Annotated in this window: 16 protein-coding genes; 14 read left to right on the top strand and 2 right to left on the bottom strand. The window is 52.7% G+C overall.

Going from position 1 to position 14,964, the window contains the following annotated elements:
• Positions 1 to 73 precede the first annotated feature (73 nt).
• Positions 74 to 802 (top strand): outer membrane lipoprotein-sorting protein, encoded by a 729-nt coding sequence (locus PHU49_01125; protein ID MDD5242592.1) that lies wholly within the window; start codon positions 74 to 76, stop codon positions 800 to 802.
• 7 nt (positions 803 to 809) lie between these two features.
• On the top strand, positions 810 to 2,162 hold the full coding sequence (locus tag PHU49_01130) for a hypothetical protein (protein MDD5242593.1): 1,353 nt from the start codon (positions 810 to 812) through the stop codon (positions 2,160 to 2,162).
• On the opposite strand, the gene PHU49_01135 is transcribed toward PHU49_01130, so the two are convergent.
• Together PHU49_01135 and PHU49_01140 are read right to left on the bottom strand one after the other, a co-directional pair.
• Positions 2,159 to 2,746, bottom strand: a complete 588-nt coding sequence (locus PHU49_01135) for a dual specificity protein phosphatase family protein (protein MDD5242594.1) — start codon at positions 2,744 to 2,746, stop codon at positions 2,159 to 2,161. The genes PHU49_01130 and PHU49_01135 overlap by 4 nt on opposite strands.
• A gap of 458 nt (positions 2,747 to 3,204) precedes the next feature.
• Entirely contained in the window at positions 3,205 to 4,401 is a 1,197-nt protein-coding gene (locus tag PHU49_01140; protein MDD5242595.1) for a cyclopropane-fatty-acyl-phospholipid synthase, read from the bottom strand.
• A gap of 292 nt (positions 4,402 to 4,693) precedes the next feature.
• On the opposite strand from PHU49_01140, the gene PHU49_01145 reads away from it, so the two are divergent.
• The 12 genes from PHU49_01145 to PHU49_01200 form a co-directional block, all read left to right on the top strand.
• Entirely contained in the window at positions 4,694 to 4,882 is a 189-nt protein-coding gene (locus PHU49_01145; protein ID MDD5242596.1) for a DUF2080 family transposase-associated protein, read from the top strand.
• Between the two features lie 10 nt (positions 4,883 to 4,892).
• Positions 4,893 to 5,333: a GNAT family N-acetyltransferase gene (locus tag PHU49_01150; GenBank protein ID MDD5242597.1), complete on the top strand. Its 441-nt coding sequence runs from the start codon at positions 4,893 to 4,895 to the stop codon at positions 5,331 to 5,333.
• A gap of 75 nt (positions 5,334 to 5,408) precedes the next feature.
• Complete coding sequence (locus tag PHU49_01155) at positions 5,409 to 6,152, top strand: cytidylate kinase-like family protein (protein MDD5242598.1); 744 nt, start codon at positions 5,409 to 5,411, stop codon at positions 6,150 to 6,152.
• 33 nt (positions 6,153 to 6,185) lie between these two features.
• A complete protein-coding gene (locus tag PHU49_01160; protein ID MDD5242599.1) occupies positions 6,186 to 6,494 on the top strand; it encodes a V-type ATPase subunit subunit G family protein in 309 nt (102 codons plus the stop codon).
• Positions 6,485 to 7,591 (top strand): V-type ATPase subunit, encoded by a 1,107-nt coding sequence (locus PHU49_01165; GenBank protein MDD5242600.1) that lies wholly within the window; start codon positions 6,485 to 6,487, stop codon positions 7,589 to 7,591. The genes PHU49_01160 and PHU49_01165 overlap by 10 nt, the downstream gene beginning before the upstream one ends.
• Positions 7,592 to 7,704: 113 nt before the next feature.
• Positions 7,705 to 9,699 (top strand): V-type ATPase 116kDa subunit family protein, encoded by a 1,995-nt coding sequence (locus PHU49_01170; protein ID MDD5242601.1) that lies wholly within the window; start codon positions 7,705 to 7,707, stop codon positions 9,697 to 9,699.
• A 209-nt stretch (positions 9,700 to 9,908) separates the two neighbouring features.
• Complete coding sequence (locus PHU49_01175) at positions 9,909 to 10,202, top strand: ATP synthase subunit C (protein MDD5242602.1); 294 nt, start codon at positions 9,909 to 9,911, stop codon at positions 10,200 to 10,202.
• Between the two features lie 10 nt (positions 10,203 to 10,212).
• Positions 10,213 to 10,521, top strand: coding sequence for a V-type ATP synthase subunit F (locus PHU49_01180; GenBank protein ID MDD5242603.1), 309 nt, complete (start codon positions 10,213 to 10,215; stop codon positions 10,519 to 10,521).
• Positions 10,522 to 10,533: 12 nt separating this feature from the next.
• Positions 10,534 to 11,184: a V-type ATP synthase subunit E family protein gene (locus PHU49_01185; GenBank protein ID MDD5242604.1), complete on the top strand. Its 651-nt coding sequence runs from the start codon at positions 10,534 to 10,536 to the stop codon at positions 11,182 to 11,184.
• A complete protein-coding gene (locus PHU49_01190; GenBank protein ID MDD5242605.1) occupies positions 11,181 to 12,992 on the top strand; it encodes a V-type ATP synthase subunit A in 1,812 nt (603 codons plus the stop codon). The genes PHU49_01185 and PHU49_01190 overlap by 4 nt, the downstream gene beginning before the upstream one ends.
• Positions 12,971 to 14,419, top strand: a complete 1,449-nt coding sequence (locus PHU49_01195) for a V-type ATP synthase subunit B (GenBank protein MDD5242606.1) — start codon at positions 12,971 to 12,973, stop codon at positions 14,417 to 14,419. The genes PHU49_01190 and PHU49_01195 overlap by 22 nt, the downstream gene beginning before the upstream one ends.
• 9 nt (positions 14,420 to 14,428) lie before the next feature.
• Positions 14,429 to 14,964, top strand: a 536-nt coding sequence (locus PHU49_01200; GenBank protein ID MDD5242607.1) for a V-type ATP synthase subunit D, incomplete at its 3' end; no start/stop codon positions are given.

The following is a 14,964-nucleotide window of genomic DNA, read 5'->3' on the forward strand; positions in this document are numbered from 1 at the left end:
TAACCCGACACTTTTTTATGCCGAATCCGGGACGAACGATGTCAAAAGTGAAATGACAAAGGAGAGATAAAGTATGAAAAAAGCGCTGATCTTTTTGTTTGCCCTGTTTATTGCCATACCGGCATATGCCGTTGACGGGAACAAGCTTCTTCAGCAGATCGACAGGAACCTGAGCCCGGAATCCTATGAGTCCTACCGGAAGATCATCAATGTTGAACCTGACGGCCGGAAAAAGGAGTTCACCTACTATACGGTGAAAAAAGGGAGAGAAAAGGTGGCGGGTCTGTTTATCGCGCCGGCGAGCGAAAAGGGAAGGACTACGCTTCGGCTCGGCGACAACATGTGGCTTTATATTCCAAACGTAGGGAAACCGGTCCGCATTACAAGCCTCCAGTCGGTCGTCGGAGGCGTGTTCAATAATTCGGACATACTGAGCCTCGATTATGCCGTTGAATATAATGCGGAAAAGGTTGAGGAGCAGGGGAAGGAGTATCTCCTCCACCTGAAGGCGAAAACGAAGACCGTTGCCTATGACCGGCTGAAGATGTGGGTACAGAAAGAGAAATCCCTGCCTGTAAAGATCGAATGCCTCACCGAGGCAGGCCTGCTGATCAAGACCCTCTATTTCAAGGACGTGAAGGATTTAGGCGGCGGGATCGTGCGGCCCGCGGTGCTCGAAACGGACAGCCCCCTCTATAAAGGCTATAAATCCGTTATGATATTCGCAAAGATCAAAAAGAGGGAGTTTAAGGATGAGGTCTTCACGCTGACCTTTATGCCGAAGATGGAATCGTTAAGGTAAGACTACTGTGAGAGAGGTCAGAGGTCAGAGGTCAGGGGTCAGGGGTTTTTTTAAGGCGTTTGTTTTTTGTATTTTCTTTTTCACCTTTTACCTTTCACCTTTTACCTTTCACGTATTATTTGCCGAGGAATATACATTCGATGTCTCGGAGATAGAAAAGAAGCCCTATCACGTCGGCGGTTATCTGGAGTTTTATCCTATCGTCTTCGGTCTTGATAAGAATGCCGCCCTCTATAAGCTCAACTTTTATGATAGAGATGCGAAAGGCACGACAGAACAGTACAACGGTACCCTGCAACTGGAAGGGAGCCTGGAGAAGGGCATCTCAAGGTTATACGTAAAGACCTATACGAATTATCTCAATTCCTATCAATACGAGACCACGAAGACCAGCATCTTCGAGGGATACCTGTCACTCAAGCCATCCTCCTCCTTGATAATTGACACAGGGAAGAAGACAATGAACTGGGGTAAGGGCTATGCCTGGAACCCCGCGGCGTTCCTCGACAGGCAAAAGGACCCCAATGACCCCGAGCTTTCCCGCGAGGGGTTCGTCGTCGCGTCCGTCGATTATACGAAAAGCTTCACAGAGGGACATTTAAAGACATTTTCATTTACGCCCGTGCTCATTCCTGCTTATTCAGGCGTCAATGATGATTTCGGAGAGGTGGACCATCTGAATTTTGCATCAAAGTTCTATTTTCTCTTCCTTGATACGGACATTGATTTCATGTTCCTCACCGGCGGGAGCAGGACCACCCGTTACGGGATGGACTTTTCAAAAAATATCACGACGAACCTGGAGATACATGGAGAGGGCTCTTTGATAAACGGATACACGCAAACCTCAGTTGACGGCAACGGGAACACGTCGCGATCAACCTATGATGCCGTCAATTACCTCATCGGCTTGCGGTATCTGACACAACAGGACACCACCTTTATCCTTGAATATTATCATAACGGAACAGGCTATAACCCGAAAGAGATGCGAGACTATTTCTCGTTCATTGATAAAGGCTACGGGATGTATACTGCAACCGGGAATCCCGGCATGCTCAACAAGGCGATCAATCTCACGCAGAATATGTATGGACGGATGAACCCGGGGAAGAATTATTTCTATCTCCGCATCAGCCAGAAAGACCCTTTTGATATATTGTACTGGACGCCTGCAGTCACGATGATCGCCAACGCAGACGACAAGAGCTTTTCGCTTATGTCCGAATTGACCTATACGGGGATTACCGATTGTGAGTTTCGTTTGAGGGGAGGGCCGATCGTCGGCACCCGCGGCACCGAATACGGCGAGAAGCAGAACGACTACCGGGTAGATTTCAGGGCCAGGTATTATTTTTAGCGATCCTCTGCGCACAACCGAAGGAGCGTGTACAATTCTTCTTCCTTTGCTGTTCCGTGTTCCACTGCCTCAAAGGGGTTTCTTCCCATCTTCTTTACTGCTTCGAGCGCCTTCTCAACAGAAAATCCGCGCCCGTAAGCAAGCCATGCAGCATGGACAAAGCCTGTCCTTCCTCTTCCGCCCGCACAGTGAACAACGACAGGCTCACCCTCCGCATCGGATTCTTTTAGAAAAAGAAGGATCTTCCCCAGCATCTCTACCCTGCAAAGATGGTAATCCTCGACAGGCGCATTCAGTACGCGGGCGGCTCCAAACTCTCCCCCGTATACCCTCAACAGGTCCACCATGTAGTATGCGAGCTGGCTTTGAGCAAGAAGAGAGCATACCCGCACAATACCTCTCTCTTTCATAAAGGATATCCATCGCCTTACAACGCTTTCCGGTATTGATCGTGCGCCGTAGCCCGGCATCTGAGCGCCGAATACGATGTGTTCCGCTTCACATGCCGGACCAAATGTCGATTCTACAGTTCGTCCAAAGGATCGGATGAGATCAGGTATCTTTTTATCCGGTAAGTTTACCATTTCATCGAGGTCCTGCCAGGCCAGGGCGGTGATCAGAACAGGATTTTATTATCCCTTGTTCCCTCGGTTCTCACCGTACTCTTCGTATTCCTTCAGCTGGAGATCGTCCTCATCTTTCTTATGCGACACAGTACACCTCCTGAATTGTTTTTTATCGGTTTAGTATACCAACCATTATACCAGGAAACCTGCTGCAATGGCAACGAAGAAGACATTCACCGCAAAGGCAAACACAAGTTTCTTCCTGAACATCGAACCGAGAATTATCAGCTCCGGAATGCTCGCTCCGGCCCTGCAACTCTCACCACAAGATCCTGAGGAAAGAAGCCGTAAATGAAAGCGCCGAGGCCGGAGTCCGGCATGTATTATACCCAGGTGAGTCTGCTGGAGAGAAAGTCTCTTGTGCGGGCTGTGTGTGGGCAAGCCCTGTCAATGGAAAAAAGACATTGTCATGTAATCTAAGTCCGGTAGAAATGCTCCCGCGTCATCGGCAGCGAATTATTCAGCCCGTTCGTAAAAAGTATCTGATAGAGCCTTATGCTGCCCCATCGGAAGGCCGCTGCGCTGCCGTTCAGAAACATGCGCCACATGCGGACAAATCTATCGTCGAACATCTCTTCTATTCTTTGTGCGTTCGCCTCGAACCGTTTGCTCCATTCGTCGAGAGTCGCTGCATAGTGGAGGCGAAGGTTCTCAATATCTGCAGGGACTAACCCCTGTTTGCCCATGGTGCGGATTATATGATCAAGTATCGGGAGGTAACCTCCCGGGAATATATATTTCATTGTCCACGGATCCTCGGCGGTATCGCACTCTTTGCCGATAGTATGAAGGAGACCGATGCCCCCCGGTTTCAAGAGGTGCCTTGTCTTTTCCATAAACGTGGGGATAAAACCTTTTCCTACGTGCTCGAACATACCGATGGAAACGAATTTGTCAAATTGGCCTTTCACGTTACGGTAGTCTTCAAGACGAATGGTAATGTCATTTTCTAATCCCTCCTCGGCCACTCTTGACCTCGCATATTCAGTCTGGTGGCGGGAAAGGGTGCAACCGAAACCTTTTATCCCGTAATGACGAGCGGCATAGAGAAGCATACCGCCCCACCCGCATCCGATATCTACCAGGGTTTCTCCTTCCTTAAGCTGAAGCTTCCTGCAGATATGTTCGTACTTTTGCTGCTGCGCCTGTTCAAGGGAATCCTCTTTACTTCTGAAATAGGCACAGGAATATGCCATGCTTTCATCAAGGTAGTGCTTATAGAATTCGTTTCCCAGATCGTAGTGATGTGCAATGTTCCCTGGCGATCTTTTGAGTGTGTTGACGGATTTGAGGTGTTGCAGAAAAATGGCTATCCTGGTGCTCAAGGAAAGTTTTATGTCCTGAAAACGGGGGTCAATACCGAGACGGACAAGCTGTTGGAAATCGCCATCCACATCGATGTTACCGGCAACATATTCTTCCCCGAATCCGAGGGTGCCTTTACTGAAGATGTGTTTTACCGCAGTCTTGGTGTTGAATGTGAGTGTAAAAGCGGGGATGCTGTTGCAGTACATTTCTGTTTCACCATCCCAAAACCTTACCTCGAAAGGGACTTCAGGCAGATTACCGCTCAACTCCCCCAGCAATTTTTTAACTGTTTTCTTTATGAGCACCTCCTGAGGTTGGTTGGGATATGTGGCATCATCTCCGCCATCATTAATTTTTATTCAACCCTATCTCTTTATTATAATTCACTATTATGCTGCGGTCAAGGTGCGGGTATATGACGCCTTCCGGGGTATATCGGTAGTTCGCAAAATTGCCCGTCTGTTATTCCGGGTAACATTTTTTATGAGTTAATGCGCTATATTAAAATTTCACTTGACAAATTGAACCGCTAAAATATAATTATAATACAGCTATATTATAACTATATATATATATTCATCCGAGGAAGGGTAATCGATGGGTGCAAAGATATTAAAGTCCGTAAAATCCGCTGATGACCTAAGGAACATCCTGGACAAGGTCAAGTTTGAGGTCTATGGTGAGGAGATGCTTGAAAAGGCAGTAAAGCAGAGCGGGAACTCCGGACGTGTCTACCTGCCCCCTGAGTGGATAGGGAAGCACGTTAAGATCATACGTATCGATTGAGGAGACAATTATGATGAACGGGGTCAGGGTCAGGAAGATTACCGTTAAAGACGTTCCACAGATAATTGAGATCCAGGAGTCCATCACAAAGAAAAAGGTCTCGAAGGCATGGACACAGAGCATAGAAGCTCACCTCAAAAAACAGGATGTTGCCGGATTTGTCGCCTTACGGGATGAAGGGGTCGTAGGGTTCATTATAGGCGAGATCAAGGGACCGGGGTTCGGGATTGAAAAGAGCGGGTGGATTGTCGTAGTCGGTGTATGTGCCCGGTGTATGGGTATAGGCATAGGACAGGCATTGGCAAAGAAGCTCTTTGAATACTTTAGAAAAAAGGGGATTCAGGATATTTACACGGCAGTGCGGTGGGATGCCATAGATATGCTTTCATTTTTCAAATCAACCGGCTTCGACCGTTCAGAGTTCATTAATCTCGGAAAACATTTGGAGTGATGGAAGACCGTTCTCATAAGGCCTTCGGCAGAGGCTATGAAAAAAGAAAAGAAACAGGAAAAGGAGAGCTGAGAAATGTGGGAGAATATCAGTTCCGAAAAATGTAGGTCTTACATTCAAAGTCACTTTTTCCAGAAGGGCAAAAGTATTTCCGAAGCTTCCGTAAAACCGGCAATAACGATCTCACGGGCAGAAGGTGCGGGCGGTCTTACGGTCGCTTCCGAGCTGGCGGACTACCTGCAGGCACACGTTCCGTCTCATGAGGTATGGACCGTTTTCTCTCGTCATCTCGTGGCAAAAGTGCTGGAGGAACACAACCACCGCAAGAACATCGGCGATTTCATGAAGGAAGACCACAAGGCGATGCTGACCGATGCGCTTGAGGAGCTGCTGGGTTTGCACCCTTCAACCTGGACGCTTGTTGAACAGACTAACGCAACGATCCGGCGCCTTGCGAAAACAGGGAATGTTATTCTGGTGGGCCGGGGGAGCAGCGTCGTCACCAGCAAACTGAAGAACGTCTTTCATGTGCGCCTGACAGGGTCGCTTGAAAAGAGGATCGAGCAGGCGCAGAAGGTCTTTGGTTACGATGAGAGATCAGCCGCCCATTATATCAAGAAAAAGGACCAGGCACGCAGGCGCTACATAAAGGATAACTTCGACAGAGAGGTCGATGACCCATTGCTTTACCACGTCACCATTAATACGGATCTTGTCGGGCACGCCGAGGCTGCCCGTTTGGTAGGCGATGAGGTAATCAAGCGTTTCAGGCTGGACAGCCTTGCGAAAACAATGGCAAGTGTGAGCCGTGTAGCGTAACGGCAGGAGATCATTTTCTATGGAGGCTCTACCATGCAGGATATAATCCAAAAGATAGTCGCGACGGAAGATGAAGCGAAGACTACTGTCGAAGCAGCCCGGACTGAAGCGGATCGCATTGTATCAGACGCTCAAAAAAAAGGACAGGAAATTGTTGATCGGGCCCGTCAGGAGGCGTTCATCGAGGCTGAAAGGATCATAAAGGATGCAGTAGAAAAGGCCGAGCAAGAGAAAGAAACCCTTTTGGCTGACGCCGTTGCTAAGGTTGAAAGCCAGATCCAGCTCGAGCCGGCAAGCAGGAAATCGGCTATAGAAGGGGTGGTCCGTTGCGTATGCGAATAAACATAGTCGACCCAGGCGATACTTCGGTCGCTGCACCGACGTGGCGAACAACAAAAGATATGGATTATCTCGCTGCCCGTCTTCATGGCCGTAAAAGCCGCATGGCTGAGGCTGAGCGCCTCGACAGTCTGTGTCGCATCGGAAGTCTTGGGGAATTTTTTCATGTGGTCTTTCCAGAGTCCCAGATTAGCGGAGTCCTTGATTTCCAGCGCTCGTTGGTCTATGAACTTGCCGGCGAATTATCAGGATTCCGCGCTAATATATCAGGCCCGGGAGTTAATCTCATTAATTGGACGCTCGTCCGGTTTCAGATGGAAAATTTAAAGGTGCTGATCCGCGCATTTTTAACAAAGGTCCCCATCGAGGACCCCGACGAATACCTCATACCTCTCCCCAAGGAGCTGACACTTGATATCCGGGGACTGGCGGAAGTGGAATCTCCGGAAGGTTTTGTCCGGCTGTTCCCAAAGGAGGGGATCCTCAGGAGGAACATGGAGAAGGCCCTCGAGATCTATCGCGACAATCCCCGACCGTTCTTCTTTGAAGCAGCACTGGACTGCAGTTATTTTCAGGGGTTGGTATTCAGAATGGAGAAACTCTCGCAGGAAGACCGGGAGATCATAACGCCAATGGTGCATCAGGAAATTGATATCTTCCACCTGATGTTAATAGCACGGGGAAGATTCCACTATGGCCTGGCGCCATCGATGCTGCAGCCGTTCCATGTCGAAGGGACCCGGATCAAGCGTTCACTTTTTACCGCCATGCTCAACGACCCTGATCTCTATACATCGGTGGGCCGCGTCGGAGAGCGCATCTTCGATTCAGTACCTTTTGAATGGGGAACGGGCGACGGATCGAATGCCGTTGATGCATCTGTCCTGGAGGGACTTGCGTGGAATCGATTCTTTCGTCTGGCAAATATGGCTTTTCGCCGAAGCCACATGGGGTTGGGGGCGATTATGGGTTACGCGGGACTTCGTCGTGTAGAAGTGGCGAACCTCATCACGATCTCCGAGGGGATCCGGGGAGGCATGGCCGGTGAGACAATACGTGGACGTTTGATACCACGAACTGATTTGTTGAAGGTTGCATGAGAACCAATGTGAAAGGTGAAAGGTGAAACGGAACGGGATAGCCATCATGAACTCGATAAGCGCAGCAAACGCTGAAACTGTTGTGGAGGTAGCCGGTGTTTAGGACGGTACCAATGATGCGAGTACACGCGATCGTGCTTGCCCGGGACGAGCGGAAGATGCTCAAGGGACTGGGCGCGTTGGGGGCCGTGCACCTGACGCGCACGCGTTCCGATCCTGATACGGCGCTTTTCGCTCCCACCGATTTCACCGGGGAACTGACGAGATATGATCGTATCCGCACTCGTATTCAGGCGCTTCGCCAATCACTGGAGATCGTTCCCTTGTCCAACAGGCAACGTGAGCGCAGGGAGGAGGGTTTAACCCAGGCGCCTTTACCGGCGATGACCGCCGATGAGGCCGAAGCGACCCTCTTTTCCATAGAACAGCGCAGCTCCGGTTTGTTGGAAGACCGCCAGAGTCTCATACAGCGTCAGAAGGAGTTAACCGTCATGTACGAGCGAGTATCACCCTATCGTGGGTTCGAGATCCCGCTCACCGGACTTGACGAATATTCCTTTCTCCATTTTGTCACAGGGAGCTTGCCGGAGCAGAACCTTGAGGGTCTTGAAAAAGAGGTTGGTGATAATGTGGCGCTGCTTCCCCTGACCCGACAAAAAGGACAACAGCGGTTTTTTGCCATCACCACCCGGCTGGGACAACCAGCGCTGGAAAAGGCGCTGCAACAGGCGGGTTTTCAGCGCGAGATGCTTCCTGTTGTCAAAGGTTCGACGGTGGATAGAACGTCCGAAGAGGCGCAGCGAGAACAAGAACAGTTGAAGGCGGAATTGGAGCAATTGAACGGCAAGCTCAAGACGATCGCGGCGGAGCTCGCCCCCACCCTGGCTGAGATCGAGGAATTTGCGGATATGGAGTGCCAACTTCTGGAGGCAAGCCAGAAATTTCCCCGGACAGAAACGACGGTACTGATAGCGGGATGGGTACCGGCCAGCGAAGTGGCGGTTGTAAAACGGCATATGGAAGAGATTACCGGCGGCCGGTATGTGCTTGAGGCCACTCCCCCTGACGATTCAACCGGTGAAGAGGTGCCCGTGTTGCTCCGGCACTCGTGGCTTTTACGCCCCTTCGAGATGCTGGTATCAGCCTATGGTCTTCCGAACTACCGGGAGCTGGAGCCCACGCTGTTTGTCGCCCTCAGCTACATAGTAATGTTCGGCATGATGTTCGGTGATGTGGGGCACGGAGCGGTCCTTGCCGCCTGCGGCCTGATCGCCCTTATCAGGGCCGGACGATCCGAAAAGGTGCAGGACATCGGCGTGCTCCTTATCTCTGCGGGACTGTCCAGCATCATCTTCGGCGCGGTGTACGGGAGTTACTTCGGCATCGAAACGCTCAAGAAATACGCGCTCTGGCATGACCCCCTGGAAGGCGATCCCATACAACTGATGTACGGCGCTATCGGCATCGGTATAGCGCTGATCAGCATCGGGCTCATACTGAATGTCGTCAATCTATTTCGAAAAGGCGATATCATCGGGGGGATCCTCGACAAGTTCGGCCTCATAGGCCTCTTGTTCTATTGGGGTACGCTGGTTCTCCTGATCTATGGGGCGACCATCCGGTCGTGGGGACTCATGGGCATATGCACCATCCTTTTTCTCGCGGTACCCATCATAGGCTGGTCTGTCAAGGAACCGATAGAGCATCTCATGAGGAGCAAGGCCGGTGGGCACGGTGGTGCACACGGCGGAATGGGAGGGGCTATTATCGAATCGTGCGTCGGTGCCTTTGAGGCCATTCTCAGTTATCTTGCGAACACCATAAGCTTTGTGCGTCTTGCGGCCTATGCCATGAGCCACGCGGCGCTGCTCTTCGCCGCTTTTATGGTGGCCGGGGAGGTCAGAGGTTCTGCCGGGGGCAGCGTATGGAGTCCGTTGGTCATTATCTTCGGGAACCTTATAGCCATTGTCCTGGAGGGGGTCATTGCTTCGGTACAGGCGCTGCGTCTCGAATATTATGAGTTCTTTGGAAAGTTTTTTTCCGGCGGCGGTGAACCATTTGAGCCGTTCCGTCTGACCCCGGGCGGTGTAGAAGACAAACCTCGTTAGGCGTAAGGGAGGATACGTTCAATGTTCAATGTTCAATGTTCAATGTTAAGACCAAATAGACCAGAGAAACTATATAAACTCAAGGAACGCAACAAACACTATAAACGGGATACCGGAGAGCGTAACACAATCTTAGAAAATATTGGAGGTGTAATATGACCAAGTTGTTATTTCGGCGAATTGGGCTAATCAATGCGGTTCTGATGGGGATGATACTGCCTGGTGCTGTAGTTTTAGCGGCAGAAACTGCGCATGGCGGCGGTGCCCCTACTGACACGATATCAGTGTACAGAGCCATCGGCTTGGGCGCGGCTGCAGCTTTTGCCATCGCCATAAGCGTTCTCGGCGCAGGCGCCGCCGTAGGAAGGATAGGGTCAGCGGCGCTCGGTGCGGCGGCGGAGAAACCGGAGCTTTTGACCCGCAGTATCCTCTTCGTGGCATTGGCAGAGGGACTTGCAGTGCTGGGCTTTGCTATCGCTATGATGCTGATACAAAAGATATAAGGGGCCTATCGTGAAGTTTTATTGTATTGCCGACGAGGACACAGCGCGAGGTTTCCGTTTGGCAGGCATAAACGCGCGGGTTGTAGTAACGGCAGAGGAGGCTCGGTCCGCTATCGATGAAACGACAGAGCGACCTGACTGCGGGGTGATCATCATCACCGAAAAGGTGGCAGCATGGATCAGGCCACAGGTGGAGATGATCCGACTGGAGAGGGAACGGCCGCTGATCGTTGAGATACCCGGGCCGGAAGGACCACTGCCAGGGCGTAAGAGCCTGCGTGAATTCGTAGAGGAAGCTGTGGGAGTGAGTGTTGGTTAAGGGGGTATATGGATGACGACGGATCAAAGCTCTACCGAAAAATTGCGTGAAGAGATCCTGGCAGATGCCGGGAGAGAGGCTGAAAAAATTGTCATTCGCGCGAAACAGGACGCGGAAGCTCTTCTGACCAGCGCTGCCGCAGAAGCGGACCGGTTGAGGCAGGAGCGGCTTGATCATGCCCGTACAGAGGCTGCTCACCAGAGTGAGATGATCCTGGCCACGGTTCCCGTCGAGATCGACCGGTTGCGCGCGGCCCGAGTTGAAGCGTTGCTCGCGACAATATACGAAGAAGCGAGTGAACAATTGATGGCCCGAGAAGGTTTTGAATATCGCGAGACCGTGATCGCCCTTGCAGCTCATCCGATACGCCAGATGGAAGGCGATGCCTTTGTCGTGAAGTTGTCAGGCGCAGACCAGGCCATCCTGGGCGGTGCCCTGGCGGAGGAGATCGCTGGCAGAGTCGGGCGGCCGGTAAGCATCACGATCGCGAACGCACCGGACACTTCAGAAGGCGGCGTTATCGTTGAGGATGGAGAAGCTCGCCAGGTGTGGGATAACCGCTTTTTGAAGAGGTTGGAACGGTTATGGCCGGAACTGAGGCGACAGATAGCAATGCAGGCGAACTTTGTCCCGAAAACAGGATCAGGAGGAAATAACCCATGACCATTGCTTCCATGACTACTGAACCTATGGCAATCCGCATCAGCGGGCCCATTGTGACCGCCGCGGGCATGTACGCGGCACAGATGTATGAAGTTGTGCAGGTAGGCAGCCTGGGCTTGGTGGGAGAGGTGGTGAAGCTGGTTGGCGATCATGCCACCATTCAAGTGTATGAGGATACCACTATGATAAAGCCCGGAGCGCCAATTCGGTGCACGGGTGCGCCTCTATCCGTGTGGCTTGGCCCCGGGCTCGTTGGCAACATTTATGACGGTATACAGCGCCCGTTGCCCGGTATCCAGGCTCGTAGCGGCGCCTGGATACGGCGTGGCGAAAAGGTGGATCCTCTGGATACAGAGAAACTCTGGACCTTCGAGCCCCTTGTAAAACCCGGTGAGGTGGTAGCGGAAGGCCAGGCCATAGGCAAGGTCGTTGAGACGCCGCTGGTCGATCATCTGATCATGGTACCGCCGGAACTTTCCGGCACGGTCCGTTCCATTGTCGATAAGGGGAATTATAAAATTGTCGACACTGTGGCCGTTGTGGAAACAACAACAGGACAGCATGATATCACGATGCTTCAGCGATGGCCGGTGCGGGTGCCGCGTCCCATTCGCCAACGGTTGCGTATCACCGAACCGCTGATCACGGGGCAGCGCATCATTGACACCTTCTTCCCCATCGGCAAGGGCGGTGCCGCTGCAATCCCGGGAGGATTCGGCACGGGAAAGACGATCACCCAGCACCAGCTCGCGAAATGGTCTGATGCCGATATCATTGTGTTCATCGGTTGCGGGGAACGGGGTAATGAAATGACTGAGGTCCTCCGTGAGTTTCCGGAACTGAAAGATCCCCGTTCCGGCAGACCCCTGATGGAACGGACCATCCTCATTGCAAACACCTCGAACATGCCCGTGGCGGCCCGGGAAGTATCAATTTATACAGGCATTACCCTGGCGGAGTATTACAGGGACATGGGCCGATCCGTGGCGGTCTTTGCCGACTCGACGAGCCGTTGGGCGGAGGCCCTGCGCGAACTGGCGGCAAGGTTGGAAGAGATGCCCGCGGAAGAAGGCTTCCCGGCATCGTTGCCCACCCGGCTCGCGCAGTTTTATGAGCGCGGCGGTGCTGTTACCACCCTGGCTGGCGATCGGGCTTCGGTAAGCATCGTCGGAGCGGTTAGCCCGCCCGGCGGCGACTTTTCCGAACCTGTCACCCAGCACACGCGGCGTTTTATCCGCTGTTTTTGGGCACTTGATACAGAGCTGGCCAATGCGCGGCATTACCCTTCGATCCATTGGCTGCACTCGTACTCGGAGTACGTGGAAGATGTGGATCTCTGGTGGAAGAAAGAAGCTCCCGACTGGGTCGAGTTGCGCACGGAAGCACTGACGCTGCTCCAGCGGGAAGAACGTCTCCAGCAGATCGTTCAACTCGTGGGGCCGGATGTCCTGCCCGACGGGCAACGCTTGATCCTTTTTATTGCCGAGATCATGAAAGACGGTTTTCTCGCCCAAAGCGCCTTTGACGAAAACGATATGTACTGTGCGCCGGAACGGCAGGTCGCCCTTCTGCGTATCATACTTACCTTCTATCACAGGGGCCGTGACTTGATCCAGGGAGGGGTTCCGCTAATGCGAATCCGTTCTTTAAACTGTGTACCACAGATAATGCGGGCGAAGTCGGCTTTCGGCAACGATGAACTCGAAAAACTTGAGGAACTGAAACAGATGATCGCGGAAGAGACGGAAGCGCTTGCAAAAGAGTATACCAAGGAGGGCACCTTACCATGCACACCACCTTCGACGTAGAAGACCGGGGATTGCAGTACATAGGTTCGTCACGCATCGAGGGACCGTTGGTTGTAGTGGAACGGGTCCGTGATGTGGGTTACGATGAGATTGTTGAGATTCTCGATTCCACCTGCCGTTCCCGTCTGGGCCGCGTCCTTGACATTTCCGAAAGCCAGGCTGTGATACAGGTCCTCGAGGGTACGACGGGACTCTCGAACGAGGCCTTGCGTACCCGCTTCCTGGGAGAAAGCTTTCTCCTGCCCGTATCCAGGCATATGTTGGGCCGCGTGTTTGACGGTCTCGGCCGCCCGGCAGATGGCGGTTCACCCGCGCTCTCCGCCGAGCGGCGTGATGTCAACGGAATGCCCATAAATCCTTATGCGCGGCGCTATCCGCGGGAATTCATACAGACCGGTTTATCTGCCATTGATGGGATGAATGCGCTGGTCCGAGGCCAGAAGCTGCCCATCTTTTCCGGAAACGGTCTGCCCCACGACCGTGTGTCTGCCCAGATCATGAGGCAGGCACGCCTGCTGGAAGAAGAGGTTGAGTTCTCGATTGTCTTCGCCGCCATGGGCGTGAAGCATGATGTGGCTGAATTTTTCATCCGTAATTTCCGGGAATCCGGCGCCCTTGCCCGTGCCGCCATGTTCTTTTCCTTAGCTGACGCACCGAGCGTGGAACGTCTCCTTACGCCGCGCGTCGCCCTGACCCTGGCGGAACATTTGGCTTTTGACTGCGGCCAGCACGTGCTGGTATTGCTGACGGATATGACAAACTATTGTGAGAGCCTTCGCGAAGTGGGCACGGCACGGGGCGAGATTCCGGGCCGCAAAGGATATCCGGGCTATCTCTACTCCGATCTTGCCAGCATCTACGAACGGGCCGGCCGTATTGAAGGCTCGCCGGGATCGATCACCCAGATGGCCATTCTGACCATGCCCGCCGACGATATCAGCCATCCTGTCCCCGATCTCACTGGCTACATCACGGAAGGACAGATCGTGCTGGATCGGGAACTATTTCAGCGCGGTGTTTACCCGCCCATCGCCGGCCTTCCAAGCCTGTCACGCATCATGAAGGATGGCGTGGGGAAAGGCTACACCCGTGAGGATCATCCGATACTCGCAAGCCAGTTGTTCGCCTGCTACGCTTACGTAAAGAGGGTGCGCGGGCTGGCCGATGTCATCGGGGAAGAGGAATTGAGCGCCCTCGATAAGCAATACCTGAAGTTCGGCGAAGCCTTTGAAATGCGTTTTCTGAATCAGGGCGAGTACGAGAACCGGTCCATCGAAACCACGCTCGAACTCGGCTGGGATGTACTGTCCACATTGCCCAAGGATGAGCTGCACCGCGTAAGCGACGCCCTGCTGAAGAAATACTACCACGAGAAAGAGGAGGCACCTGTCTGCGCGACACCGCTTGAAGGAGGCGCAGCCGGGTAAAATAGTTCCATGGGAAAACTGAACATCGCACCGACCAAGTCGAATCTGCTCATACTGAAACGGAAGCTTGCCTTCGCCGAAGAGGGCTATGACCTCCTCGAACAAAAACGACAAATCCTTATTTTTGAACTGATGAACCGCCTGAGCCGTGCCCGTAATGCGGAACAGGGCACTCGCGAAGCCCTTCGTCAGGCCTATGAAGCCCTTCGAGAGGCCCGGTTGGACGGAGGATCGGAAGCCATCGACAGGGCCACCCTCGCCGTGAAGATGGACCATCAGGTGGATATCTCGGACCAGCACCTTATGGGTATGAAGATTCCACACGTGACGGTTCAGACGGAACCGGTCAATGCCCAGTTTGGCGTGGGAGGAACTTCGGCGAATACTGACGTTGCCATGAGCCGCTTCGTTGAAGTGCTTCCCCTGATCGCGGAATTGGCAGAGCTGGAAAATGCCGTGATGCGGCTGGCCCTGGAGCTTCGCAAGACCCAACGGCGATGCAACGCACTCTCCAAGATATTTATGCCGGACTACCGGGAAACGAT

The organism is Syntrophorhabdaceae bacterium (genome assembly GCA_028713955.1).
In the GTDB taxonomy this organism is placed as follows: Bacteria; Desulfobacterota; Syntrophorhabdia; order Syntrophorhabdales; family Syntrophorhabdaceae; genus UBA5609.

Excerpts from the sequence above, each read along its gene's own strand:
- PHU49_01125 (MDD5242592.1), top strand. The coding sequence starts at position 74 with ATGAAAAAAGCGCTGATCTTTTTGTTTGCCCTGTTTATTGCCATACCG.
- PHU49_01135 (MDD5242594.1), bottom strand. The coding sequence starts at position 2,746 with ATGGTAAACTTACCGGATAAAAAGATACCTGATCTCATCCGATCCTTT.
- PHU49_01145 (MDD5242596.1), top strand. The coding sequence starts at position 4,694 with ATGGGTGCAAAGATATTAAAGTCCGTAAAATCCGCTGATGACCTAAGG.
- PHU49_01150 (MDD5242597.1), top strand. The coding sequence starts at position 4,893 with ATGATGAACGGGGTCAGGGTCAGGAAGATTACCGTTAAAGACGTTCCA.
- PHU49_01155 (MDD5242598.1), top strand. The coding sequence starts at position 5,409 with ATGTGGGAGAATATCAGTTCCGAAAAATGTAGGTCTTACATTCAAAGT.
- PHU49_01160 (MDD5242599.1), top strand. The coding sequence starts at position 6,186 with ATGCAGGATATAATCCAAAAGATAGTCGCGACGGAAGATGAAGCGAAG.
- PHU49_01165 (MDD5242600.1), top strand. The coding sequence starts at position 6,485 with ATGCGAATAAACATAGTCGACCCAGGCGATACTTCGGTCGCTGCACCG.
- PHU49_01170 (MDD5242601.1), top strand. The coding sequence starts at position 7,705 with ATGATGCGAGTACACGCGATCGTGCTTGCCCGGGACGAGCGGAAGATG.
- PHU49_01175 (MDD5242602.1), top strand. The coding sequence starts at position 9,909 with ATGATACTGCCTGGTGCTGTAGTTTTAGCGGCAGAAACTGCGCATGGC.
- PHU49_01185 (MDD5242604.1), top strand. The coding sequence starts at position 10,534 with ATGACGACGGATCAAAGCTCTACCGAAAAATTGCGTGAAGAGATCCTG.
- PHU49_01190 (MDD5242605.1), top strand. The coding sequence starts at position 11,181 with ATGACCATTGCTTCCATGACTACTGAACCTATGGCAATCCGCATCAGC.
- PHU49_01195 (MDD5242606.1), top strand. The coding sequence starts at position 12,971 with ATGCACACCACCTTCGACGTAGAAGACCGGGGATTGCAGTACATAGGT.